The sequence below is a fragment of the Anaplasma bovis genome (assembly GCF_036903315.1).
Classification (GTDB): domain Bacteria; phylum Pseudomonadota; class Alphaproteobacteria; order Rickettsiales; family Anaplasmataceae; genus Anaplasma; species Anaplasma bovis.
Window position 1 is genome coordinate 1 of sequence record NZ_JAWLNY010000012.1, and the last position, 24,109, is coordinate 24,109.

The 24,109-nt window shown below is 42.8% G+C and carries 20 protein-coding genes; 11 read left to right on the forward strand and 9 right to left on the reverse strand.

Annotation, left to right across the window (positions count from 1 at the left end):
- Positions 1-244, forward strand: a 244-nt coding sequence (locus R4I06_RS01820) for a hypothetical protein (protein WP_334413797.1), incomplete at its 5' end; no start/stop codon positions are given.
- On the opposite strand, the gene mfd is transcribed toward R4I06_RS01820, so the two are convergent.
- On the reverse strand, positions 236-3,607 hold the full coding sequence (gene mfd / locus R4I06_RS01825; protein ID WP_334413798.1) for a transcription-repair coupling factor: 3,372 nt from the start codon (positions 3,605-3,607) through the stop codon (positions 236-238). The genes R4I06_RS01820 and mfd overlap by 9 nt on opposite strands.
- 154 nt (positions 3,608-3,761) lie before the next feature.
- Between mfd and rnhA the strand changes: the two genes are divergently transcribed.
- The 5 genes from rnhA (at position 3,762) to R4I06_RS01850 (ending at position 9,778) form a co-directional block, all read left to right on the forward strand.
- Positions 3,762-4,214, forward strand: coding sequence for a ribonuclease HI (gene rnhA / locus R4I06_RS01830; protein ID WP_334413822.1), 453 nt, complete (start codon positions 3,762-3,764; stop codon positions 4,212-4,214).
- A 51-nt stretch (positions 4,215-4,265) separates the two neighbouring features.
- Positions 4,266-7,301, forward strand: coding sequence for a YhdP family protein (locus R4I06_RS01835; RefSeq protein WP_334413799.1), 3,036 nt, complete (start codon positions 4,266-4,268; stop codon positions 7,299-7,301).
- Positions 7,302-7,424: 123 nt separating this feature from the next.
- Positions 7,425-8,150 (forward strand): UMP kinase, encoded by a 726-nt coding sequence (pyrH, locus tag R4I06_RS01840; RefSeq protein ID WP_334413801.1) that lies wholly within the window; start codon positions 7,425-7,427, stop codon positions 8,148-8,150.
- 19 nt (positions 8,151-8,169) lie between these two features.
- Positions 8,170-8,724 (forward strand): ribosome recycling factor, encoded by a 555-nt coding sequence (gene frr, locus R4I06_RS01845; protein WP_334413802.1) that lies wholly within the window; start codon positions 8,170-8,172, stop codon positions 8,722-8,724.
- A 250-nt stretch (positions 8,725-8,974) separates the two neighbouring features.
- The gene (locus R4I06_RS01850; RefSeq protein WP_334413804.1) at positions 8,975-9,778 is read left to right on the forward strand and encodes a phosphatidate cytidylyltransferase; all 804 of its coding nucleotides are present in this window, start codon (positions 8,975-8,977) and stop codon (positions 9,776-9,778) included.
- Positions 9,779-9,967: 189 nt separating this feature from the next.
- Here R4I06_RS01850 and purC read toward each other — a convergent pair whose 3' ends face one another.
- Positions 9,968-10,687: a phosphoribosylaminoimidazolesuccinocarboxamide synthase gene (gene purC, locus R4I06_RS01855; protein WP_334413806.1), complete on the reverse strand. Its 720-nt coding sequence runs from the start codon at positions 10,685-10,687 to the stop codon at positions 9,968-9,970.
- A gap of 120 nt (positions 10,688-10,807) precedes the next feature.
- Between purC and hisS the strand changes: the two genes are divergently transcribed.
- The gene (gene hisS, locus R4I06_RS01860) at positions 10,808-12,076 is read left to right on the forward strand and encodes a histidine--tRNA ligase (protein WP_334413807.1); all 1,269 of its coding nucleotides are present in this window, start codon (positions 10,808-10,810) and stop codon (positions 12,074-12,076) included.
- A 981-nt stretch (positions 12,077-13,057) separates the two neighbouring features.
- Here the strand turns inward: hisS and R4I06_RS01865 are convergent.
- Positions 13,058-13,804 (reverse strand): DsbA family protein, encoded by a 747-nt coding sequence (locus tag R4I06_RS01865; protein ID WP_334413809.1) that lies wholly within the window; start codon positions 13,802-13,804, stop codon positions 13,058-13,060.
- Positions 13,805-13,987: 183 nt separating this feature from the next.
- On the opposite strand from R4I06_RS01865, the gene R4I06_RS01870 reads away from it, so the two are divergent.
- Entirely contained in the window at positions 13,988-15,046 is a 1,059-nt protein-coding gene (locus tag R4I06_RS01870) for a COX15/CtaA family protein (RefSeq protein ID WP_334413810.1), read from the forward strand.
- 132 nt (positions 15,047-15,178) lie between these two features.
- Here R4I06_RS01870 and ccmA read toward each other — a convergent pair whose 3' ends face one another.
- The gene (ccmA, locus tag R4I06_RS01875; protein WP_334413812.1) at positions 15,179-15,817 is read right to left on the reverse strand and encodes a heme ABC exporter ATP-binding protein CcmA; all 639 of its coding nucleotides are present in this window, start codon (positions 15,815-15,817) and stop codon (positions 15,179-15,181) included.
- Positions 15,818-15,936: 119 nt separating this feature from the next.
- Positions 15,937-16,494, reverse strand: coding sequence for a dCTP deaminase (dcd, locus tag R4I06_RS01880; protein WP_334413814.1), 558 nt, complete (start codon positions 16,492-16,494; stop codon positions 15,937-15,939).
- A gap of 458 nt (positions 16,495-16,952) precedes the next feature.
- Between dcd and R4I06_RS01885 the strand changes: the two genes are divergently transcribed.
- The 3 genes from R4I06_RS01885 to R4I06_RS01895 all read left to right on the forward strand — a co-directional run bounded on the left by R4I06_RS01885 (position 16,953) and on the right by R4I06_RS01895 (position 20,521).
- Positions 16,953-17,225: a cold shock domain-containing protein gene (locus R4I06_RS01885; RefSeq protein WP_334413815.1), complete on the forward strand. Its 273-nt coding sequence runs from the start codon at positions 16,953-16,955 to the stop codon at positions 17,223-17,225.
- Positions 17,226-17,401: 176 nt separating this feature from the next.
- The gene (locus R4I06_RS01890) at positions 17,402-19,336 is read left to right on the forward strand and encodes an ATP-binding protein (RefSeq protein ID WP_410519372.1); all 1,935 of its coding nucleotides are present in this window, start codon (positions 17,402-17,404) and stop codon (positions 19,334-19,336) included.
- A gap of 12 nt (positions 19,337-19,348) precedes the next feature.
- Positions 19,349-20,521 carry a ribonuclease D gene (locus R4I06_RS01895; RefSeq protein ID WP_334413817.1) on the forward strand — a complete coding sequence of 391 codons (1,173 nt, stop codon included), beginning with the start codon at positions 19,349-19,351 and terminating at the stop codon, positions 20,519-20,521.
- 188 nt (positions 20,522-20,709) lie between these two features.
- Here R4I06_RS01895 and ligA read toward each other — a convergent pair whose 3' ends face one another.
- The 4 genes from ligA to R4I06_RS01915 form a co-directional block, all read right to left on the reverse strand.
- Entirely contained in the window at positions 20,710-22,743 is a 2,034-nt protein-coding gene (gene ligA / locus R4I06_RS01900; protein WP_334413818.1) for an NAD-dependent DNA ligase LigA, read from the reverse strand.
- Between the two features lie 11 nt (positions 22,744-22,754).
- A complete protein-coding gene (gene grxD, locus R4I06_RS01905; RefSeq protein ID WP_334413819.1) occupies positions 22,755-23,084 on the reverse strand; it encodes a Grx4 family monothiol glutaredoxin in 330 nt (109 codons plus the stop codon).
- Complete coding sequence (locus R4I06_RS01910) at positions 23,077-23,310, reverse strand: BolA family protein (protein WP_334413820.1); 234 nt, start codon at positions 23,308-23,310, stop codon at positions 23,077-23,079. Before R4I06_RS01910 ends, grxD begins: the two co-directional genes overlap by 8 nt.
- Positions 23,311-23,503: 193 nt before the next feature.
- Positions 23,504-24,001, reverse strand: a complete 498-nt coding sequence (locus tag R4I06_RS01915; protein WP_334413821.1) for a redoxin family protein — start codon at positions 23,999-24,001, stop codon at positions 23,504-23,506.
- Between the last annotated feature and the right edge of the window lie 108 nt (positions 24,002-24,109).

The following is a 24,109-nucleotide window of genomic DNA, read 5'->3' on the forward strand; positions in this document are numbered from 1 at the left end:
TACAACGCATCAGGAGACTACGTGTTCGTTTTCCACAGGTCAAGAGTCGCGTCAGATTGACACAGTATCTATGCATTTTTGCATAGTGGTAACTATGGCCACTATAGGCTCCAGAACGGATATGATATACTTGCCAACTTCTTGTGAACAGAAGCCTAATCTCGTAGTGGGCTGCAGTTTGGTGTACAACGCATCAGGAGACTACGTGTTCGTTTTCCACAGGTCAAGAGTCGCGTCAGGTTGACACAGTATCTATGCATTTTTGCATAGTGGAAACTATAGCCACTATAGGTTCCAGAACGGATATTATATACTTGCCAACTTCTTGTACCATAGGTACGCGCATTTTAATCTCTACTCCCTCACCATGTACGCCGAATATTTCGGGATTTTCTACAAAATGTTTGATTACTCTCTCCCACATAGGAAAATCTTTTTCTGGCATGAGAATAATTTTTTGCTTACTACAGGTAACGTTGGAAATACCTATTATTGAGCATAAGCGCTTTATGTGGATTATGTTGAGTAGATTTACAACTTCCTCCGGGAGAGCACCAAATCTGTCCACTAATTCTGAAGAATAACAGTCTATATCTTCCTTTGTCTTAAGCGAGCTTATCTTTTTATAGACGTGCATACGCAAATCCAGCTCTTTTATGTAGGATTCGGGTATTCTCGCGAGTTTGTGCATGTTAACTTTTACTTTGTGCAGAACAGGATTTAGCATAATCTCACTTCGCTCCTCCATAGCCTCTTGTAGCATCTGATGATAGAGCTCTATGCCTACTTCTTTTATGTTGCCCGACTGCTCTTCGCCTACCAAATTGCCAAATCCTCGCATGTCCATGTCTTGTATAGCCAGTGAAAAGCCAGAGCCTATGTTGCTGAGAGATTTCAGGGTCTCAATTCTTTTCACACCCGTAGAATGTTCAGTTGCTTTGTCTGACAACATAAAATATGCGTATCCTGTTGCAGTTCCCCGGCCTACCCGACCTTTTAATTGGTAAAGTTGAGCGAGCCCAAACATGTCGGCGTTGTATACGATTATAGTGTTTGCTATAGGGATATCTAGCCCGCTTTCTATGATTGACGTAGTCAACAACACGGAGAACTTTCCCTCTAAAAAGTTGCTCATAATTTTGTCGAGAGAATGCGACATCCTACCGTGTGCAACAGTCACCTTTACATCTGGCACAAGTCGCGCAAGGCATTGCTGTACAACAGGGATATCGGATATTAAGGGGCAAGTAAAAAATACTCTTCCTCCCCTGTGTACTTCGTTCAATATTGCGGTTTTGATCGTGGCATAGTCAAAATGTTTCACGATTGATATTTTCACTGCTGTCCTACCTACAGGGGGCGTCCTGAGCACACTCAGATTCTTTATGCCCGACATGGACATGTGCAAAGTTCTAGGTATAGGAGTCGCAGACAGAGATAGCACGTGTAGATCGTGCTTGAGCATTTTGAGTTTTTCTTTTTGTTGCACGCCAAAATGTTGTTCTTCATCTATGATTAGCAAGCCCAAATCCAAGAACGAAACACTGTCCGTCAATAGAGCACTAGTGCCTATGACTATGTGCACGCTACCGTCTGCTATTCCCCGAAGAACTTCTTTGCGTGAGCTGGATGACGACCTAGAAAGTGGTTGAATGTTTATAGAGTAGTTTTTGAAACGTTCTCTGAAGGAAGCCAAATGCTGATCACACAGCAAGGTAGTAGGGACTATAATTGCTACCTGATTACCTGTGCTCCTGCTACTTACCAGAAATGCCGCTCTCAACGCGATCTCCGTTTTCCCAAATCCCACATCTCCGCATACAAGTCTGTCCATGACCTTACCGCTTGCAAGATCCTGTTCAACGTCCGCGATGGCTCTCAATTGGTCTTCTGTCTCGACGTAGGGGCATTCCCTGCAGAAGTCTATGTATTTCTGATCAGGCAAAAATTTACTACTGGTAGATAACTTTCTCGATGCTTCCGCATCTAGCAATCCTTGCGCTATGTCGTTTATGCGTGCCTGCAGTTTAGAACTTTTTTCCTTCCAAGCTGTGCTATGCAGCTTATCAAGCACCACATCGTATTTTGCACCGTATTTTGTTATTAGGTGCATGTCTTCAACTGGAATAAATAGCTTGTCATTGTTTTGGTAAACTATTTCCATGAAATCATGGTCATTTTCACAGACTGTCATGGTTCTCAGTGCACTAAATATGCCTACACCATAGTCTCTGTGCACAACGACGTCCCCAACGGCTAGGCTATGCTCTTCTTCGCTAGTAACTTTATGGGCCGTGTATTCTATGTAACAGTCTCTACCCAGGAGGTCATGCTCTGTAATTATTGTTAGATCGACCGTCGATACATTATGCTTTACTGGTAAAATAGTTACCATGTGGTCGTGCATTATATCCGTGTATCGGAATATTTTTGACACGCTTACGCCGCACTCATTCAACTTTTTCGTAAAATATGCAAGGGAGTCTTCGGAATAGCATGCAAAAACGACTCGTTTAGGGGAATTTTGCAAGTAGTCCGTTGCGGAACGGAACGCGCAAGCCTTCTTCTGGTCATGTGGAGGAGTAAAACTGGGTGCATACTCCACAGATGGTATGGAAAAATCCTTTTCCCAACGTGCTGTGGTCGCATTTTGTAATGTGCACCCTTGCTTGCCCAATACAATTTTGAGAAATGCACAGGTAATTTTTCTGTAGGTCTGAAAATCTAGAAATGAAATACAGTTACTGATACTGAGGGCACACTTTGATGCTATGAGCTGCATGCTTTGTACGGTTGTACTCATATCTCTTAGCACTGACTCGCTTAACACTAAGATGGCGTGTTGCACATAATGGAAAAAAGTTTCATTGAGCGCTTCTGTGGACGTATTAATGTCTTCATTAGGCTCAAACAAGCTCAGCTGAGCTGTAGACTTAGAGTTGGGTCTGGTGGGCAGCTGATTTGGTGCCGCGTTTTCATGTCCCAAAAATTCTGATATGGGATAGAGAGTGAAATCTTGTAGGCATTTGCCCACGGTTAGTTGAGTATCAGAATCGAAGGTTTTTATCGACTCTATGACGTTACCCGTAAAATATACTCTTATGGGTACGTTGGCAGTTGGGGGGAATATGTCTATTATTTTCTCGCGTACGGAGAAGTTGCCCATACTATTTACTACAGCAGATTCAGTGTATCCGTAGTACGTAAGACATTTCACTACGTGCTCTATATCAGATGTCATTCCAGGTTTCAGGGTGAGATGTAGGGCCTGTAAAGCATCTCTAGGAGGCACTTTCGGGATTATGGCATTCATCGTAGTCAGTACCGCATATGGTCTGCGAGCACGTGCCAAATCAGACAGAGTTTTCACTCTGCGTGCCATAGTGTATACACTGGGCGATAGTAGACCGTCAGTGTCCTGATCCCAAGGAGGAAAAACTAATATATCGTGCGTATTGCAAAAAAAACTAACTACTTTAGCGAAAGAACTAAGGTGACTATCCTCACGTACAATAAAGACGAAGGAGCGAAGGGCATTTGTCCTACATATTTCTGCTGCGAACACGTCTTCAGGCAAAGAACGAAGATCCTTTTCTAAAAAACTCATTACGCAACAAATACTATTTTGACATTTCCACTTCCCGTAGTGTTGGACAACTAACTTTTATGTAACTCGCTCTTATCAAACACATCTACCACGAATGTCATTGTATTATGCGGGGTATTAGAATACAATCAAAAAAGGTTTATTTGTGGTGCTTATGGACGGTGGAAGAGTTACCGTGTACACAGATGGTGCTTGTTCCGGCAATCCAGGACCAGGCGGATGGGGCGCGGTGTTGCTATTTGATTGCGGCGAGGAACGCAGAGTGTCCGGTGGGTGTAAGGAGACCACAAACAATAGGATGGAGCTCACTGCTGTCATTGAAGCTTTAGTAGTGCTTGATGGCAAACATGATGTGTGCATTAATACTGACAGTATATATGTGAAGAATGGCATTACGTCATGGATTCATACGTGGAAATTAAATGGGTGGAAAACATCCGGCAAGTCTGCGGTCAAAAATGTTGATTTATGGATGAGACTTGAAGAGTTGGTTTTGCGTCACAACATGGAATGGAAGTGGGTTAAAGGCCATTCGGGAGATAAGTATAATGAAGAAGCAGATGTGTTGGCGAGGAGAGAGGTAGAGCGTCAGTTAGCGTTACTTTGAGTGCCGTGTGCGTTTTTCTCAGTGATCCTTCTGGTGTGTACGCCATGAATTATGAATTCTATCGTGTGGTCATTTGTAAAGTTAGTAATTGTGGCTTCTGTCCTACTTATGGGGGGATTGCTGTACTACAATATTAGGACGAATGACACGCTTGAGCTGCGTTTCGGTTTTATGGATCTCTACTTACGGAATAAGCTTTCTAAGTTGTTTTCCAACGCTGATGTTAAGATGCAAGACATGATGCTTACGTGGCGAAAAGCAGATGAAAACTTCTTCTTACATTCCACGGGTGTGAAAATTCGCAATGAAGAGTTTGGTATCGACATAGATATACCGGAGATTTCCGTCTATTCTCGTGTGGGAATACTATTCCTGTGGGGAGACTGGGGAGACAGTCGCGTAGATATTCCAAAAATCAACGTCAACTTTTCAGCGAGCAAGAATAGTGCGGGCAGCAGCGAGAAACAGCTCGAAGAAGACATGCGTGATACCCTGTCTAATGTTAGAGAGAAACTTTTTGGACTCTTTAAATCGAATGTGCCCATAGAAATTGGAAGTTTGGTGCTCAGGGATGAAAGCGGTGATAGCATTACGCTTGATTCTGTGACCATGGGTACCAGAAAGGAATATGATGGCCGGGTTTTTAGCATAGGATTTTCTGAAGAAGGGGTATCCACTGTCAGTATGCGATTGTCCGAACAATACAGGGATGTGGTCTCCCTGCATGTATCGTACGACCATTTCAACACCAAGTTGCTTAAGTATCTCGCAGTTTTTGATAGCAGATTTGCCATGTATAGTGATCTTGTTATATCTGGAACTGCCGATATAGTGCTAGATGCGGATGGGCAAGTGGAATATGGCGACATAAATCTTTACAGCCTGCAAGGTAGGATGCCATATATACTCAGGGACAAAGAGCTTAAAGTGCAAAGATTTCGCGCTAGAGCGAGATATAGCGACCATAAGCTATCAATAACTAATTTTAGTCTTTTTGTGGATGAAGTGGCATTCAAAATGAATGCATCTTTAGACTCCGTAAGTGGACAACTATACGTCAATATAGGCGGCTATGAGCTGGGGACGGCAAAAGTATGTGACCATTGGCCTGAGTCTTTTTACCCTCAGGCCAGAGATTGGTACTGCACCAACGTACTTGAAGGGTCTTTCCGCGAGCCACAAATATCTTTTCACGGCTCGATTAACGACATAAATAACCCTGCAAAGTATAGGGTTAGTTCCCACATCAAGGATGCGGTTATCAGGATCAATGACACACTAGGGGTTGTCAGCATAGTAGACGGGGGTATGCTGCTAAATAAGGGAACTCTAGTAATCAGATCTGAAGATTATAAATTAATGAACATAACGGCCAAGGAAGGGACTGTTGTGTTGACAGATATGTGTACTGAAAATGCTGCAGCGGAAATGCAGGGCCATGTAATCAGCGATGCATATGAGTTGTATAGTGCATCAAATGCAGCTTCTATCATAGGAAGTAACGCGGAAAACATCACGGGCAGTGCATCAACCAAGTTCATTGTAAAACTAACCAATATGGGCAGTGAGAACATTCATGCCGATGTATCTGTTAAATCTGAGATACGAAATTTAAGCATCGATAAGATATTTGGCAGTTTCAATGTAAGAGATGTAAACATGAACTTCTCCCTAAAAAACAGCGACATAGACATAAGGGCTGTAGGCAAGATGAATTCGAGAGATATGACTTTTACTGCGAAAAGGGAGTCAAAGGATGCGGGCAATCCCGATGCAATCGTACGTTGCGAGTTCGATGGATACATTTCGGGAGATGACTTGATGAATTTCAGCACGGTAGCAAATGCTGTGGGTATAAGTGGGTATTCTAAGGCGAAAATATCTTGGATGGCTGATTATTCCCAAAGCGATAATGCAAAGATGAGCGGAATTCTTGATATTTCTACTCTTACAGTGGGGGAGAGATACCTCAAATTAGATGACAAACAGGAGGGAATTTTTGAATTTTCATCTACCATAAGCCCCAACAAAGACATAGATGTGCAGTATGCACGTGTTGTAGGCAGAGACATAGATATAAACATAAAGGGAAAGATAGGAGAAAGAGAGGTTGATCTAATTGCTGACAAAGTTAAATTCCTACGTACAGATGTAAAGGCATACGTTAAGTACCTAAATGGAAGCACCGATATAAAGTTCAGAGGGAACATTCTAGATTTGCACGGGCTACAATTAGGCGCCTTTTTTGGTGAGAAGTCCGGCATGCAAAATGTAAATGTTGACATGTATGTCAAGGATGCACTCATGAATAACGACGTAGCTATAAAAGACCTAATGTTCACCTTAAAGCGTGATGAGAATAAACCTATGCAAGTCAAGGTGAGGGGGCTCTTTGCTGATGATAACTCAGAAATGAACATCGAATATGGCCCAAGGGGGCTTGAAGTTTTTGCTGGTAACGCGGGAAATTTTCTGAGGGCTACCGATGTTTTGACCACTGTAGAGGGAGGAAAATTATCTGTATACATGTATCCATACCATGGCAACAACAAAGAGCCGGCAAGCGGGATATTTTCTCTTACGAGGTTCAATATTGTTAATGCTCCCATACTTGCGCAGATACTGACTCTCTCGTCGTTAAAGGGTATAAGCAACACATTGAGGGGTGAAGGAATTCATTTCAGCAAGCTGAATGTGCCATTTAGGTATACCAGCGACACAATAAGCTTTAGTGAATCTTGGATGGAAGGAGCAGAGCTGGGTATAAGCTTTGGTGGTCAAGTGAACTTGAATGTAAGAGACTTTGACGTAAGTGGGCAGATAGTTCCCGCATATGCAGTAAGTAAAATGGTATGGCGCACCCCATTGGTGGGAAAATTACTCACTGGCGGTCACAGTAGAGGCATAGTTGCCATAGACTACAAGGTTAAGGGTACAGCAAAGGTACACGATATTTCAGTTAACTTCTTGTCCATTCTAACGCCCAACCTTCTAAAAAGAGCATTGAGGGTTCTGGACTACAAGATTATGAAGCAAGATGACAACCATACACGTGAGAATAGTAACTTAACTGACAAGGCTGCGTAATATTGTGTCCATGTGATATGCACAATTTATGTCGGTGTTGAAGTTTAACAACTTTTGTGGCAGATTGCTTGTGTGTGATGTATAATCAAGGCCGCGTAGAGGCTGATAAAGTTGGAGATATTAATGGGGGAAAGTACCACCAAGGGCGCGCGTCGCTCTAGGGTTTTGCTTAAAGTGTCTGGTGAGGCACTAGTAGGAGAGCGAGAGTTTGGATTTGATCACAGTGTTATTCTTAAGCTGTCACAGGACCTAAAAAGGGTATGGGAACAGGGAATAGAATTATGCCTAGTGATAGGCGGGGGAAACATATTTCGTGGGTCTTCTGCACTTCCGGGTTTTGAAAGAGCTGGGAATGATTACGTTGGAATGTTGGCAACGATGATCAATGCTCTTGCCGTGCAAAATGCACTGGAAGGAATGGGTGTAGATTGTAGGGTTCTTTCTGCGATACCTGTAACTTCCGTGTGTGAGACATACATACGCAGGCGTGCTGTCAGGCACTTGGAAAAGGGCAGAATCGTGATATGTGCTGCGGGAATAGGAAGCCCGTTTTTTACTACGGATACTGCAGCTGTACTTCGTGGCATCGAGATGCGGTGTGATGTGATATTCAAGGGAACGCAGGTAGACGGCGTATATTCTTCTGATCCAAAGAAGGATCGTTCTGCAGTCAGGTATGATGAAATTTCGTATCAGGATTTATTATCCTCTGACTTGAGGATAATGGATGCAGCGGCTGTATCCCTGGCTAAGGAGAACTCTATTCCTATTATAGTATTTGACCTTGGTAAGGATAATGCCTTTTCAGAAGTTGTAAAAGGCAACGGGATTTTTACTACTATATCTTAAGGGGAGGGGTAGAGAGTTTATGGAGGACAATAATGTCAAGCGTGATATGCAGACAAGGATGGAGAGAACCTTATCTGTATACATGAACGATATAGCTGGCATTAGGACTGGTAGGGTTAGCACCACGCTTCTGGAAGGAGTTGCCGTGAACTACTATGGTAACAGGGTAAAGTTGAATACCTTAGCTAGCATAACCGTATCTGGTAGGACTTTATTGATTTCCTTGTGGGATGCAAGTTTGCTTGGTGAGGTGAAGTTTGCATTAGAGAGTTCGAATCTTGGGTTCAGCATGACATGCGAGTCTAGTACCATAAGGGTAGTTGTTCCTGAGCTAACTAATGACATGAGGAAGAATCTTGTCAAAATGTTAAACAAGATCACAGAGGAAAGTAAGGTTTCTGTACGTAACATCAGAAGAGATGCGATAGACAGGCTGAAGTCTATGCAGAACAACAAAAAGATCTCTGAGGATGATTTTCACACAGAAAGTGCAGAGATACAGAAGACTACTGACGAGTTTGTGAAAAAAATAACCGATGCTTTTGTCGCCAAGGAGAAAGAAATTCTGGGCTGAGTCTCTCTAGTGTGTCTATGGGTTTACAGTTGTACTTGTGTACACCATAAAGCCTGCTGTGGTGGCTGGGGATCACGTTCTGCTCCTGGTTACTATATATGTGTCACGCAGTTTATGAAATGAGCAATGTAAGTGTGTTACGATATATGTATACACCCATGCAGAGAATTCTTGTATAGCAGGTTTTGCAAAGCATTTAAATAGGTAAATCTGGTAGACAGCACCATGCGTGTATGACTAAGATAGCAGTGTGTTTTCTGAGCGTATGTGTGATCATGGGTTAATACTGTGGCTTGAAAGGCTTTATTTGGAGGAGTCCATGGATATAAAGAAGTGGTGTCGTGAAAAGTTTGACTGCTGTGCTCCCAAACTGAAGAAGGATGTGACTAATTACAAAGCTCTCGTTATGGATAAAAACTTGATGGTACGTGTGTGTACATCGGGTGTTGTGGGTGTAGTATTTCTGGGAGGATTGTTCTCTGGAGGCCTAATATTCCACTTGCTGCTATTCTCTCTCCTCATGGTATCGTCATTCGAGTGGTGTTGTATGACGTCAGGAAACAGACTACTGTACATTCCAGCGACGTTTATTTTGGCGCTTCCATACGCGTCTCTTGCTTACATATACAATATGCAGCACGGTACCATAATACTGATGTGGCTTATATTCAGCGTATGGATTACGGATACGGCTGCGTATTTTTTCGGGAAAACCTTTGGCAAACGAAAGATACTGCCTACACTTAGCCCAAACAAAACATGGATGGGGTTATGGGGAGGTACGGCATGTAGTGCAGTGGCTACTTTTGTCATGTCAGTTATTTTTGGCATATTTTTTGTGGCCGATTCCTTCGTAATAGGTGCTGTAATTGCTCTTCTTGTACAAATTGGAGATTTTACTGAATCTGGCGTTAAACGGCTATGCGACGTTAAAGATAGTGGATTTGTCTTACCTGGTCATGGAGGCGTAATGGACAGGATGGATGGGTTCATCTTTGCTGCGCCTGTAGTGGCATGCTACATAAAGAGCTTTTCTAAGTTCTTTTCTGTATAGACTAGGAATTATAACAGCTCCTTCCCTCATGTGGCGAGCGGGGGATTGAGTCTATTGTCCTGAATGTTGCTCAATTCTGTTAAGTACTTCTCTATATCCGTCCAACACATCGCCCAACTTCAGGCGATATCGGTATAGCTTGGGGGATTAGGGCAGTCATTATCCCGTGAAGCGCGGTAGGGATCGAGTCTATTGTCCTAAGTGTTGCTCAATTCTGTTAAGTACTTCTCTATATCCGTCCAACACATCGCCCAACTTCAGGCGATATATGTCTTTGTCCAGAACCTTTCCGCTAGACTTATCTACAAGCCTGCACGTATCAGGACTTATTTCATCTCCCAGCACGATATTGCCAGAGTGTTTGCCAAATTCTAGCTTGAGATCCAATAATTGAATGCCAATGGCATCAAACACTGACCGTAAAGCCTGGTTAATCTGCAATGCAGAGGCCCGAATATGTGCTACTTCGGCACTTGTAGCCAATGAAAAGTTTATAATATGATCTTCAGAAATCATGGGGTCGGATAAGTTATCATTTTTGTAATAAAATTCCAATAATGGGGGCGATATAGCGGTCCCTTTTTCCACCCCAAACCTCTTGCAAAAACTCCCAGCCGCAATATTTCTTATCACAACCTCTATAGGCAACATGCTAAGTTTTTTGACCAGTTGCTCATTCTCATTTAGAAGCTCCACAATGTGTGTATCGATACCACACTTGTTCAAGTGCTGCATTAGGAGGTAGCTTATTCTATTGTTAATTGCGCCTTTCCCAGGAAGGGTATCAGTCCTTTCCGCGTTGAATGCCGTTATAGCATCTTTAAAGTGTTGTATCACAAATACCGGATCCCTGTGCAGAAACACAGTTTTCGCCTTTCCCTCATACAGGACTTCCCGTCGACCATCCATGGTTGCATTCTAAATTTAATACACTCAAAACTGATGAAAAATACACACGTGTACTGTATGCTCAGTAAGATACAGCATTACCGCTAATTCTATGGTGCCATTATATTTATAGGAGGCAATATGTATAGGGGAAAGTTGCGTCCTGTTAGAGGAACGAAGGACTTGCTTGGGGAAGAATACAATAAATTCAAGCATATACAGGATATTGCACAAGAAATAGGCGCCATGTATGGGTTTTCCGGGATGCAAACTCCCATTTTTGAATTCCAGGAAGTGTTCTACAAGATGCTGGGTGATTCTTCCGATATAGTCGGGAAAGAGATGTATACTTTTCAGGATAGAGGAGGTGATACACTTGCATTGAGACCAGAATTCACTGCAGCGATAGCTAGAGCATTTTTGTGCGAGAATCTGCCAGTGCCGTCAAAATTGTTTACCACGGGTCCTGTTTTTCGATACGAAAGGCCGCAGAAGTGTAGGCATAGGCAATTCCACCAGATAAATTTTGAGCATTTCGGAGCCACGCATTACATGTCGGATGTTGAAATAATGATGCTCTCATACGACATACTGTGTGCATTGGGAATAGAAAACCAAGTTCAACTTGAGATTAACTTTCTTGGTAACGATGAAGCCATGAAGGAGTACAAATGCATACTGCTCAAATATTTTGAATCACGTGTGTCAGCGCTTTCTGAAGATAGTCAAAGAAGGCTACTAATGAACCCTTTACGAATACTGGATTCCAAGGATGCGCGTGACATAGAGGTGCTTTTGGATGCTCCAGCGATTGCAGATTGCTTAAGCAGTGAATCACGTGGAGTATTTGAAAAGATACTGGAAGCGTTAACTGATCTAGAAATTCCTTTTGTCGTGAACAACAAACTAGTCAGGGGACTAGATTATTATTGTGGCACAGTTTTTGAGTTTAGAACTACCAAGTTAGGGGCACAAGATGCCGTACTTGCGGGTGGTAGGTATGATAAACTCATTGCTATGATGGGAGGAGATAGTGTGCCAGCTATAGGCTTTGCTGGAGGACTAGAACGTATCTCTGCGTTGATAAGCTATGAAGAAAAAAAGGAATTTTGCATATACATTTTGCAGATTTGCGAGGGTGGAGAAACTTATACAGCACAATTGGCGCATAAATTGAGGGGAGCAGGGATAAAAGTTGTGTGCGATTATACGGCCTGCAGTTTACGTGCTGGCCTTAGACGCGCCGGCAAATTCGCAGACATAGTACTTATAGTGGGTGAATCTGAACTAGGCAACGGTACGGTTTCATGTAAGCAGATGGAAACAGGAGTTCAAGAGGAAATTCCCATAGAAAACGTTGTTGAATACGCGGCAAAGTACATGAAAGAGCTCTTGTCTGCGTCCGCATGACCCAACTACCACAGAAGGGGGCGGTAATGTTTAACCTAGAAGCCAAACTTTTGCAGCAGATAGCATATAATATGTGTTCTATCTAGCCACGTTTTTGCTAGTCAGTGCTTACATGAAAGCGCTATTACCATGGATGAATGTGGATGCAAAAGTGCTATTGCTGCGGAAGAAGCTACTTTTTCCCTTGCAGATTTCCTTAAAGTTAACGCGTTGGCGAAAATCTCTGTTCAACGAATGCACACAGGGAAAGCCATTCCCATAAGATGAGGTTACTTTTTCTTTTGTTCTTCTGTGAACATAGAGACAAAAGATCTATCGCTATCTAATGGGTGCGCGCATTGAAAGCTACTTGCTTCTTGTATATTTCCAAGTGAATTTGGAGGCCCAAGATCTCTGGTCAATGAACGCATTGAAAGCTACCGCAGCAGACTGGGGCCGTTTCGTCCATTTTCTTCCGGTGGGAAGCTGCTACCCACTTTTGGTGAAACACGGCAGAGAAAACTATTGCAGCCAGACGAAGCGTAGCTAATTTTCGTCTATCTTTCTTCTAGCGAATGCGTACGGAAAGAGCTATTTCACCGTGGGGTGAAGCTACTTGCTTCTTGTATATTTCCAAGTGAACATGTTGGCGAAAATCTCTGTTCGATGAGTGCACACAAGGAAGGCTGCTGCAACAAAACGGAGCCACCTTTTCGTCTATTCCCATTCAAGTTAAACACGGTAGGGAAATCCGTCACAGCCGGGAAGGCTACCTTTTCTTTTCCTCTACTACCATGGAAGAATGTAGGCACACAGTGTCGTTGCCTTAGATGCGACTACTTTCTCTCTCGCAGATTTGCTTCAAGCGAAAGCAGGGATGGAAAATCTATTGCTACTAAACGAGTGCACACAGGGAAAGCTACTGCAATAAAATGGAGCTGCTTTTTCGTATCTTTTCTTCTAGTGGGGCACGGTCGAGAAAGCTATTGCAGCCAGATGAAGCTATCTTTTCTTTTCGTCTATTTCACCCTGTATAATGTCTCGTAGAGTTTGTAAATCGCTCGACCCTACGAAAACAGTGTCCCCAACTACCACAGAAGGTGTGCCAGTAATGTTCAGCCTAGAAGCCAAGCTCCTTGTAGCAGATAACATGTCCTCTATCTTGCCACTATTCTCCTCCAATGAGCGTGTGAAGCTCTCTTTGCTTATCCCTATGGATTCCACTATATCTATGATCGCAGCTTCCGTAAATCGCCCACTATGATTCAACGCTGCGTAGTAAAAATCTATGTACTTGTCGCTGTTTATAAGGTACACGGCAAGCGCAGCACGTGCGGCTAGTGTTGATGATTCTCCCAGTGTTGGTAGGTCCCTGAACGATATACGGGCTTTTTCGTCCGCTAAAAGCTGTTTTATCTGTGGAAGGACAGCTTTGCAATATCCACACGAGTAATCAAAAAACTCCACTAGCAGTATGCCATCTTCCCCCGCCCCGAAAGAGGGATAGGAATTATCTTCCAGATCAAGTTTACTTTCCAAGATTTTAGTGCGTGTTTTGCGCTTATTTATTGCTACCTGGCCCCTGCTGATAGCATTCACAACTTTGTCAGGATTTTTGTATATGTACTCTTCAATTATCGCTTCTATTTCGCTGCGATCCCGGCCTTTCACTGCAGACACCCACATCCCCATGAGCGGAAAGCTAGCAACCAGTACTATGAGTCCCAGCAAACAGAATATCCTAGCCACTTCGTATCCTAAAAGATAACCTTCATTATAGGGACGACTAGCACAAACTTTCCCAGCAGTCAAGGACGGTAAGAATTGCGCGTACAAATGAGGCGCGGTTTTAAAACATTGTATGTCTTTATATAAAACGCTGCTATCTTAACTCAAAGCTGGGACACTAAAGGAGTTGTAGTATTTAACTGTATGTACATTTACAGTATAATCTCGACGTATTGTGGTGATGGCAAAATGTGTAGCGGTAAGCCAGAAAAAGAGCCTACAGTGGTTAGTGTGTGGCTTGCAATTTGCTGTGGACTAGTTCTGCTGATGGTACTAGTAGGGGGCATTACCCGTCTTACGGGTTCTGGACTTTCAATTACGGAGTGGAAACCTGTTACAGGTATAGTCCCTCCTATAGGGAAAAAGGGCTGGCTGAAAGAAAAAGAAAAATACGAAAAGACTCCGGAATATCAACATATTAACTCTGGAATGTCGCTGGGAGAATTCAAGCGAATATATATGGTAGAGTATCTGCATAGACTACTGGGCAGATTGTTGGGAGTAGTGTTTCTTGGGCCATTTTTGTATTTTGCTACAAGACGGAAAATAAGAAATGCACTCACAGTGCGAATGTGCGTGACCCTAACATTAGGTCTAGGACAAGGCGTTATGGGGTGGCTTATGGTCAAAAGCGGACTTGTTGATGTACCCTATGTCAGCCACTATAGGCTAGCAATGCATTTATTCCTAACAGTGCTGCTATTTTCTATTTTGTGGTACAGCTGCCTAGTAAGTGCGGGGATACGTAATACTTACGCAGTCTCTGCGTGCAAGTATGTGGTTGTAGTATTGGTTTACTGCACTACATGTGGGCAGATGATACTAGGAGCTATGGTAGCTGGATTGGATGCAGGGCTTATATTCAATACATTTCCTCTCATGGACGGTTCGCTGGTACCCAGTGAGATATTCGCCCTACCCCCACTAAGTGGGGGTTTTTTGAACAACGGCATGGTAGTGCAGTTCTTGCATAGGGCATGTGCAACCACATTACTCATACTTGCAATTGTCACAATGGTATTGTGCAGGAGACTTAGCGCCGTAGTACTCGGGACGTGCATAATTGGGCAATTTTTTATAGGCGTTGTGACACTACTAAATAGCGTTCCCATATGTTGCGCATCCGTACACCAACTTGGGGGATTTGCAGTTCTTGCGGTGGAATTGTATATGCTTACTGTCATGAAAGTTTCCAAGCAATAAAGCAGGTGGTGTAGTACTCAATTGAGGAAAATTACTGCGTAAAGATGGCAATACTGTCTCAAACTTTATTAGAAAACGGCTCTAGGTTCTTAGCAGATTATCATGAAAAAAAATAACGGATGATTTTTTCAATTACATTGTTTGATTGTCTGAACTGTCAACGCTCGAATTACCATTTAAATGGATAACTTGTGCTCCATCAAATACTCTTTCAGGGTCATGTCCTGCAAGTAAAACAATTCCTCTGCGTTCCACCCTCGTTAATATCAAGTTTTTAACTAATTCCACGGAATTATGGTCCAAATTTGTGAAAGGTTCATCTATCAGCCACACGTGGGTATTTGATATTAGAAGCCTTGCTAATGCGACCTTTCTTTTCCACCCACATGATAGGTGCCTGAATTTTGTATAAAGTATGTTGTGGAACCCGAAAAAATGTATGGCTGATTCTACCAATTCTTCAGTTTTCCTGCAGTCTGTCCAAAATTTTAAAGCATCCAGAACCATCATGTTTTCCCTGCAGGCATTTTTGTGACCTATGTATGTGATGTCAGAGATACATGAGCTGGAAGTCGTTATTTTTTCGCCATTTAGCGTAACATTTCCGAACCTAGTGGGAAGTAGACCCACGATTATCCTTAATAATGAAGTTTTTCCACTGCCATTTTTGCCAGTAATCAGAGTTAAAGACCCTTCTTTTGCCGTGAAGCTTAGGTTCTTAAAAATCACACGCTCACCGCGTATGCACGCAATATTAGAGCACTCCAACACGCTTTTATCCTTTCTCCTCCCCTAACCTACACAGTATATCGACATGTACCAAGAGCCACGACAAGCACGAAAAACGTGCACACACAGTTGAAAAGGCGTCGTACATATTACACCTAGAATCAGCCGACTATAGGTAACGTGACGCCATCCTGATGCATATACTTCCCATTTATTTCGTCGTAGGAAATACTGCATTGTTCGCTTCCTTCCAGGAAAACGAACTGGCACGCTCCCTCAAATGCATATACCTTCACGGGCAGAGGAGAAGTGTTTGAGAACTCTAAAGTAACATGCCCTTCCCATCCTGGCTCCAGAGGTGTCACATTTATCACAAGACCACACCTAGCGTATGTTGACTTACCAACACATAGGACCATCACGTTTTTTGGAATTTTGAACCACTCTACAGTTTTCCCCAGCATGAAACTGTTTGGAGGTATGATGCAGTAGTCCGCTTTTATGTCTACAAAACTGTCATGGGAAAAATTTTTGGGGTCCACTATAACAGAATGAGTATTGGAAAATACCTTGAACTCATTGTCCAACCTAGCGTCGTACCCATATGAAGACAGCCCGTATGAAAGCACGCCACACCCGCGCTTGTGATCAACAAACGGAGAAATCATTCCTTCACTTGCGGCCTTTTCTTTAATCCAATGATCCGGCATCACAGACATAAGATCCCCACAATAACCAAGCTGAATCTTCAAGTCTATAGACCAAGGGCCATAAAAGCAAACAAAACTTTCAATATAATAACAGGTGCATGCATGCAAACACTACCATTCATTGTGTGTCTTAAAGCGCACATGATAAAGAAAAACAACCCTTCAAAGTTGTTTTTAAGTACTAAAAATTGAAAAAACGCAGAGATAACACACCCGGTAGTAACTATGACTCCAAATTATCACACAACTCTGCAAATATGTACGCATATGCGTGTACGTTATAGGCCTTAATACACATATGTTTTGGGAGGAATATTTGCTCCGCATTGTGCCTGTAATACTAACATTTCTCTTGCAATACCACGTATTAAAATATAGTCTCTGATCGCCGTGGACTTGTAACTCGTGCGATGATGTTTCAGGGTTATTTGATGCGGTTGTTTGTCTTGGTATTTTAAGGGTTTTTAATGTCTCAGTTAGTGGATGAGAAAGCGTTCTACACCGGTCATGTTAAGTGGTTTAGCGTAGAGAAAGGCTATGGGTTTATTTGTAAGGATGGCTCAAGCGGAGGTAAATTGGGTGGTTCTGGATTCGGACAAGGTGATAAGGATGTCTTCGTGCATATAACATCACTGCAGAGAAGCAGGATCGACAACCTCGTAGAGGGTCAAAGAGTTAAGTACCAACTGGATGAGAGCAACGGTAAGGTTTCTGCCGTTAATTTAGAGATTATCTCCTAGTAGTTGCGTTAAGGCACTTCTGCTTGGTGTATAGAAGGGGACATCGCTTCTCGCGTAAGTTCTTGGGTGCTGCATCCGCCTCGTGGTGGGTACTTGTCTTGGTGATGTCCCTAAATATATTCCTAATTGTGCTTTCAGTTGATGCATTTAGCGTATGGCGCTCGATGCCTGGAGGTGTGGCCTGGTTTCTTCTGTGCGAGCTGCTGTTATTCATGTTTTTGATAGCAGTCGTATCGTACGGGGTAATTCGGGTATGGATGCAGTATAAACACGGCGGCTTGGGGTTTAAGTTACGCGCCAGGGTTGTATTAGTAGTAAGTTCAGTGGGTATCATTCCTGCTGTTTTGGTTTCTGGATTTATATATCTCTTTTTTGATTACGGCGTTAGGTTATGGTTTCATAACAATATAAGGCCGGCACTTTTACACTGCGCGTCGGGAATGAGCGATAGCAGCGGGTGTGTTGCTGCTGTTATGGGTTCTGATGTTGATCATCTCCTGAAATACATGGGGCAAGACTACAAGAATTACTCAGAGAAAAAAATGCATGAAGCGGCTCGCATGTTCAACTTTTCTGAGATACTCCTCGTAAATAATGAGAAAACTGTTCTTAGTTCTGCGGCTGGTAGCGCATCCTACGTGAAGCATATCTCCCATATTAAGGTTCCTGAACGTGATGCAGACGTAATCACAATTGTCGATAACAATGTTGTTGCTACTGCAAAACTACTGTCTACTTCACCGTATGTGTACGTTGTTGCATTCCGGTCAGTAGAGGGTTTGGGTGACTACGTTTCACGTGACAAAAGATTTGCTCATTACCAAGAGAACCTAAGTTTGCAGTTGTCGTTCTTGCAAATCCAATTCTTCACCGTGTTCCTCTTTTTATTGTGTGCAGTATTATTCGGAACGGTGTGGATAGGTGTTGGTTTGGGGAAAAGTATAACAGAAAAATTATCCGCACTATTTGATGCAACTCAGAGAGTTTGGGGAGGGGATTTTGATTTTAAGATTGAGAATAAGGGTAATGAACAAGAAGAGCTCACAACGGTTATAAGCGCGTTTAATCACATGGTAGCCAGGCTTGGTGAGCAAAGATTGCAATTGGAAAACGCATACCGGGAGATCAACGATAGGAATAAGTTTGTAGAGACGGTTCTAGCTGGGGTTTCTTCAGGAGTTATCGCTGTGTCTTCGTTTCGCAGCGTTACTTTGATGAATATCAGAGCTATGAACATACTGTTGTGTGACAGCTTTGATGCATTGTCCATAGATGATGTATTTCCCGAAGTAGTGGAGCTTTTCAAAAATGAGACAGGCAGAGGTGATATTACAATAGTTAGGGATCAGAAATCACTGGTACTGTCAGTTAATGTTGAACGATTAAAAGCACAGGGATTTATTATTACATTTGAGGATATTTCTGACCTGGTAGAAGCGCAAAAACAGGCGGCGTGGGCTGATGTAGCAAGAAGGGTTGCGCATGAGATAAAAAATCCTATCACTCCCATATATCTGGCTGCAGAGAGATTAAGTAGCAAATATGCAGAGCAGATAGTATCGGGAAAAGAGACTTTTCTTAGGTATACAGACACTATTATGAGACACGTATCAAGTATCAGTGGGATTGTGGATGAGTTTGTGAAGTTTGCAAGAATGCCTAGTTCAGTTTTCAAAATGTGTGATATCTCTTCGGTGATTAGAGAAATAAGCTTTTTGGGACAATTTGGAAGGAACACCGTAAACTACGACCTTGTGCTTCCCGATAAAGAGGTCTGTATACTAATGGATCGTGAGCGTATGTCGCAGGTCTTTGTGAATATATTTAAGAATGCTTGTGAGTCCATAGATTCCAGCACTAACGTCGATAACGGATGCATAAAAGTCATAGTTTTGGAAAATGAAAAAGGAGTTTCGGTAGAAATAAGAGATAATGGTATTGGGTTTTCTGAAGATATGATTGACAAGTTGACAGATCCATACGTTACAACTCGTGACGGAGGTATGGGACTCGGCTTGGCTATAGTCAGTAAAATATTGAATGAGCACGGTGCGTCCATCAGTTTTGGCAACTTGTCGGAAGGTGGGGGCGTTGTATTTATGACTTTTTAGATGGACAATTGAATGTTAATTTGCACTACCCGTGAACTGTCAGAGTTTTGTGATCTTGTTTTGCAAGATAATCCAGAAAGTGTGGCCGTAGACACGGAGTTTGCTAGAAGCTTTAACGACTATTACCCTGAATTGTGTTTGTTGCAGATTGCATGCGGAAAACATAGCTGTGTAATTGATGTCCTGAGGAAGGATTTAGATCTTTCTCCAGTACTGAGAATTTTTGATAACACTAAGATCTTCAAAGTTTTTCATGATTGTCGACAAGACCTCGAGGCGCTATCACTGGTGCTTGCCAGTACACCCAAGCCTGTGTTCGATACCCAGATAGCGGCTATGCTGTGTGCATATTATGAAAATTTTGTCGGGTATTCGAAATTAGTTGAAGAGTTTTTGGATATAAAGCTTAATAAGCTGCTATTCAAGAGGGTAGATTGGACACATAGACCCCTGTCAGAGGGCAAACTGCGTTATGCTCTGGATGACGTTATATACCTAGACAAATTATACTGGATCTTCAAGGACATGTTGCATGACCAAGGAAAGACTTCCTGGTTCGCTCAAGAGATGGAAAATGTAGAAGATATATCAAACTGCAACTATGGCTCCATCCTGGAAGGAATGAACTTTTTTTCTGATCTCACAGATTCGCAAATGATCATCGCTATATCTGTTATTGAATGGAGAGAGAAGGTAGCGCGCTTACTAAACATAAATAGAAATATTGTCATGTGTCCGAAATCTGCTTTGTGCGTCATAAAAGAATTGGGTACTGGAGGAGGGGAAGAAAAACTGCGCGCTTACGTCAATGATGCGTATCTGCGGAACCTACCTTTTGATCTTGATGACATAATAAGGAGAAACAATGAGAAAAGACCGGAGCTACAGATTGGCGTAGACTGTGACCGGTCGACTTTGAATGTGCTAGGGATATTGCTGCAAAGTGTTTGCAAGGAAAGAGAGGTATCTCAGAAGCTTGTTGCTTCTAAAAGCGATCTTGTAAGGTCTATCTGTGGTGTGGATAACAATCTTATGAGGGGCTGGAGATATGAGCTTTTCGGACATAGAATAGAGAATTTTGTAAAGGGTAGAACAAGACTTTCGTTTTCTATGGACGGGACCAAACTCTTAGCTGAGGAAGAGGAGATTGCAAACCTCAAACAACCCCACAGTAGTGAAAAGTAGGAACTCATGCACGTACTGGCACTGTACGCCTCAAGAGAACACTTTAAATAAATATATAGTTTACGCCCCACAGGAACAGGGCATATTTTCTTTAACGGGTTTAGGACAACCCACGTATTATGGAAATAATCTGAAACGTGGCACACGCAACATATTCTTACTGTCGGGTTTTAGGGCAGCGGTATGTGCTAAGTATAGCGTCTTACTATGTCCATCCAATATTCTTCGTCCATGAGCTCAACTTGCATGGATAGTGCGGCTTTGTGCTTATTTCCTCCAGGAGTGCCCCCTACTATTAAAAAATCTGTGCCCTTTGATACTGTTTTACCGACTTTTGCCCCCAATGACGTGGCTATACTGCTCGCCTCAGCCCTTGTCATGCTCTGCAGCACTCCCGTGAAAACGACGACTTTGTTCGTCAGAGGAGATGGTTTTATAGTGTGTTGGGTACTGTCAGCGCTTGTATCATCCACAATATTCAGTTTTGCTCTCAGCAACCTTACGACGTTAAGGTTCTCTTGTGATGAGAAAAACATCTTTAGAGAGCTAATTCCTTCAATTCCAATTCCGTCTATATCAATTGAAGATTCTGCCTCTTCTGATGCAAGAGATACCATGGAGTTTATCCAATTATCACAGGATATATAATGCCTAGATAAAGCCTCTGCCGCACTTTTCCCTATTAACCTTATTCCGAGCGAAAATATGAAATTACTTAGCCGTACAGTTGTGCTCTGCTGAATAGCATCCAGTAGGTTCTTTATCGATTTTTCTCCCCATCCATGCCACTGAGATAGGTTTTCCTTTTCTAGCGTCTCTTTCAATGAGAAAATATCGACTATGTTGCTTATATACCCCTGATTTAAAAAGAATTCTACCTGCTTACCGCCCAGACCCATGATATTCAGCCCTTCTCTGGAAGCAAAGTGTTTTATCCTTTCAAGAGCTTGTGCTTTACACGATAACTCTGCCCTACACCGTATGGCTACTTCTCCTGGCTCACGGTGTAACAAGCTCCCGCAGGACGGGCAATGAGTGGGGAAGACAAACTTTTCCAATTCTCTCCCCGCTCTCGCGCTTTTATCCACTTCAGAAATTTGCGGAATAACATCTCCGGCTTTTTTTACTGTTACGTAGTCACCTATGCGCACATCCTTGCGTGCTATCTCGTCTATGTTGTGAAGACTTGCTCTCGATACGACAGTTCCACCTATGTTTATGGGTTCTAACTCTGCTACCGGAGTTATAACACCAGTGCGACCCACTTGCATTGTTATGCACTTCAGCTTTGTTCTAGCTTCTGTGGACGGGAATTTATATGCTATCGCCCACCTTGGATATTTAGCAGTTGCCCCGAGCACTCGCTGTGAGTTCACACTGTTCACTTTGTATACCACACCGTCTATGTCATAGCCGAGTTCGCTTCTTGTGTTGTACATTTTCTCATAGAATGAAAGTGCTTCTTCTAAATCACGTGCAAGGAGAAAATTACTGTTTGTACAAAATCCCCACTCCGCGAGCTTCTGTAGTGCTTTTTGCTGTGTTTCTATTTCGCTGCCCATCACGGAATACGCTACATATCGCAGATTACGGTCTTTTACGGAGTTGCTATCCAACTTACGCATAGATCCCGCTGCTGCATTGCGAGGGTTTGCAAAATTGTACTTTTCCCTTAGCTTCTCGAAATCTGCATGGTGCATATATATTTCGCCGCGTATCTCTAAGTGCGGTGGCGCGTTTGACAATGTGCTGGGCAATCCTTCTATTACTGCAGCGTTGGCGGTTATGTCCTCACCGTAATATCCGTTACCTCTGGTAGCTACACGAGTAAGAACTCCCGACTCATATACTGCTGCAAATGACATTCCGTCTATTTTGGGCTCACAAGAAATCTCCACAGTGCTGATACCAAGTGAGCGGCTAAGTCTTGTAATGAATTTTTCTACATCTTGAACTGTAAAAGCATTTTCTAGAGATAACATGGGCTCGGAGTGCGCAATTTTTGGGAGGCGCGTGCCCACCATCGGAGAACCTATCACTCCTTCGTAGTCATCAAACTCGCTTAGCTCGGGAAACTCCAGCAGCAAATCCCTCTTTTCCTTTACAAGCGCATCGTACTCCGAATCTGCAATTTCAGGATCATCATGACCGTGGTACAGAGCATCATGGTGCTTAAGCTTCGCGTTGATGGCGGCTAACTTACGTTGCTGTACTTCGAGCATTGGTGAACTACTCAGTCCTTGATTATTCCCTTGCTCTTTAAAACTTCAAGCAGCTCTCCACTTGCGTACATCTCACGTACTATGTCGCAGCCACCGATGAATTCGCCCCTTATGTATAGCTGGGGAATAGTGGGCCAGTCTGCAAACTTCTTTACAGCCTCCCGTAGTGCAGGATCTCTCAAAACGTCTATATCCTTGAAAGATACCCCGATACGCCTTAACACTTCAACGACCATACCTGAAAAACCACACTGTGGTGCAGTTCCTGTGCCCTTCATGTAGAGCACTATGTCGTTGTTTTCTATGTCTTGTCTTATCCTGTCCATAAGATCATCACTCATCTGAACTACCCACGTATGTTTGTATTTGTAATGCGTGTATATCAATACCAGAAAGCGCATCGTAGACCATTCTGTGCTGCGCAACTCTAGACTTACCTGCAAACTTCTTGGATATGATTCTCACAGAGTAATGCTCATCATCCTCCACCAAGGGACTTATAATTACCTCCCCGTCTGGGAATGCACAATCAAGTACAGCCTTCAATTTACGGAATTCTACAGCCATATCCAAAATTCGCTAAACACTGGCGTGAGTATAACACCTTTGATTTACCAGGTAAACAGTAAGCCATATACACAAACTCTGCTCAGTTTTTCACCCATTATATATAAGCGCCGTACAGCATTTGACAGCTGGAATCGTCGAGTTTGATAGATTATCAGCCTTATCGCCCATTAACATGGTAATAGCATACGCATCATTCAAGCATCACTAGTCTGGAAATACGGTTATTCCACATTTCCATGGTGATCTCTCCCGAAATATGGGCCAACAGGTTCCCATGCCTATTGAAAATGAGAGTCTCTGGCACGCCCGTAATCTTTAACTTTTTTGCTAGCTTTCCAGTATAATCCGCCGCCACAACCAAATATGGATTTCCATGAGTTTGCAACCACTCCAGGGCCTTACTCTCTATGTCAATGTAGTCTATACCGTACAAATCTACTGCGTTTTCCTCTGCGATTCTCATCCACACTTCATGCTCTTTTAGACATGTTTCGCACCATGACGCAAAGACGCTTATTATGTAGGGTTTGTTTCTTGCCTTAATATTTGCTACGTCGAGGACGGGTCCATGTCCGGCTATCACAGGCAAAGACATGTCGCTTTGGGGCCCGTCCTTGAAGTAGACAAAAAATAGTGAAAAGGATATTGTCAGTAGCAGAATTAGTACTGCTATAGATGCTACGCGCACTCGTGTTACCTGTTATGAGTATCTTAACAATGCATACTGTAGAATCCATTTTCTACGAAAATTTTGCAAGTGAGTAGTTGTTTTCTTTGCCATATACCTAGATACTGT

Coding starts and splice junctions, on each gene's coding strand:
- mfd (WP_334413798.1), bottom strand. CDS start 3,607: ATGAGTTTTTTAGAAAAGGATCTTCGTTCTTTGCCTGAAGACGTGTTC.
- rnhA (WP_334413822.1), top strand. CDS start 3,762: ATGGACGGTGGAAGAGTTACCGTGTACACAGATGGTGCTTGTTCCGGC.
- R4I06_RS01835 (WP_334413799.1), top strand. CDS start 4,266: ATGAATTCTATCGTGTGGTCATTTGTAAAGTTAGTAATTGTGGCTTCT.
- pyrH (WP_334413801.1), top strand. CDS start 7,425: ATGGGGGAAAGTACCACCAAGGGCGCGCGTCGCTCTAGGGTTTTGCTT.
- frr (WP_334413802.1), top strand. CDS start 8,170: ATGGAGGACAATAATGTCAAGCGTGATATGCAGACAAGGATGGAGAGA.
- purC (WP_334413806.1), bottom strand. CDS start 10,687: ATGGATGGTCGACGGGAAGTCCTGTATGAGGGAAAGGCGAAAACTGTG.
- hisS (WP_334413807.1), top strand. CDS start 10,808: ATGTATAGGGGAAAGTTGCGTCCTGTTAGAGGAACGAAGGACTTGCTT.
- R4I06_RS01870 (WP_334413810.1), top strand. CDS start 13,988: ATGTACATTTACAGTATAATCTCGACGTATTGTGGTGATGGCAAAATG.
- dcd (WP_334413814.1), bottom strand. CDS start 16,494: ATGTCTGTGATGCCGGATCATTGGATTAAAGAAAAGGCCGCAAGTGAA.
- R4I06_RS01885 (WP_334413815.1), top strand. CDS start 16,953: ATGTCTCAGTTAGTGGATGAGAAAGCGTTCTACACCGGTCATGTTAAG.
- R4I06_RS01895 (WP_334413817.1), top strand. CDS start 19,349: ATGTTAATTTGCACTACCCGTGAACTGTCAGAGTTTTGTGATCTTGTT.
- ligA (WP_334413818.1), bottom strand. CDS start 22,743: ATGCTCGAAGTACAGCAACGTAAGTTAGCCGCCATCAACGCGAAGCTT.
- grxD (WP_334413819.1), bottom strand. CDS start 23,084: ATGAGTGATGATCTTATGGACAGGATAAGACAAGACATAGAAAACAAC.
- R4I06_RS01910 (WP_334413820.1), bottom strand. CDS start 23,310: ATGGCTGTAGAATTCCGTAAATTGAAGGCTGTACTTGATTGTGCATTC.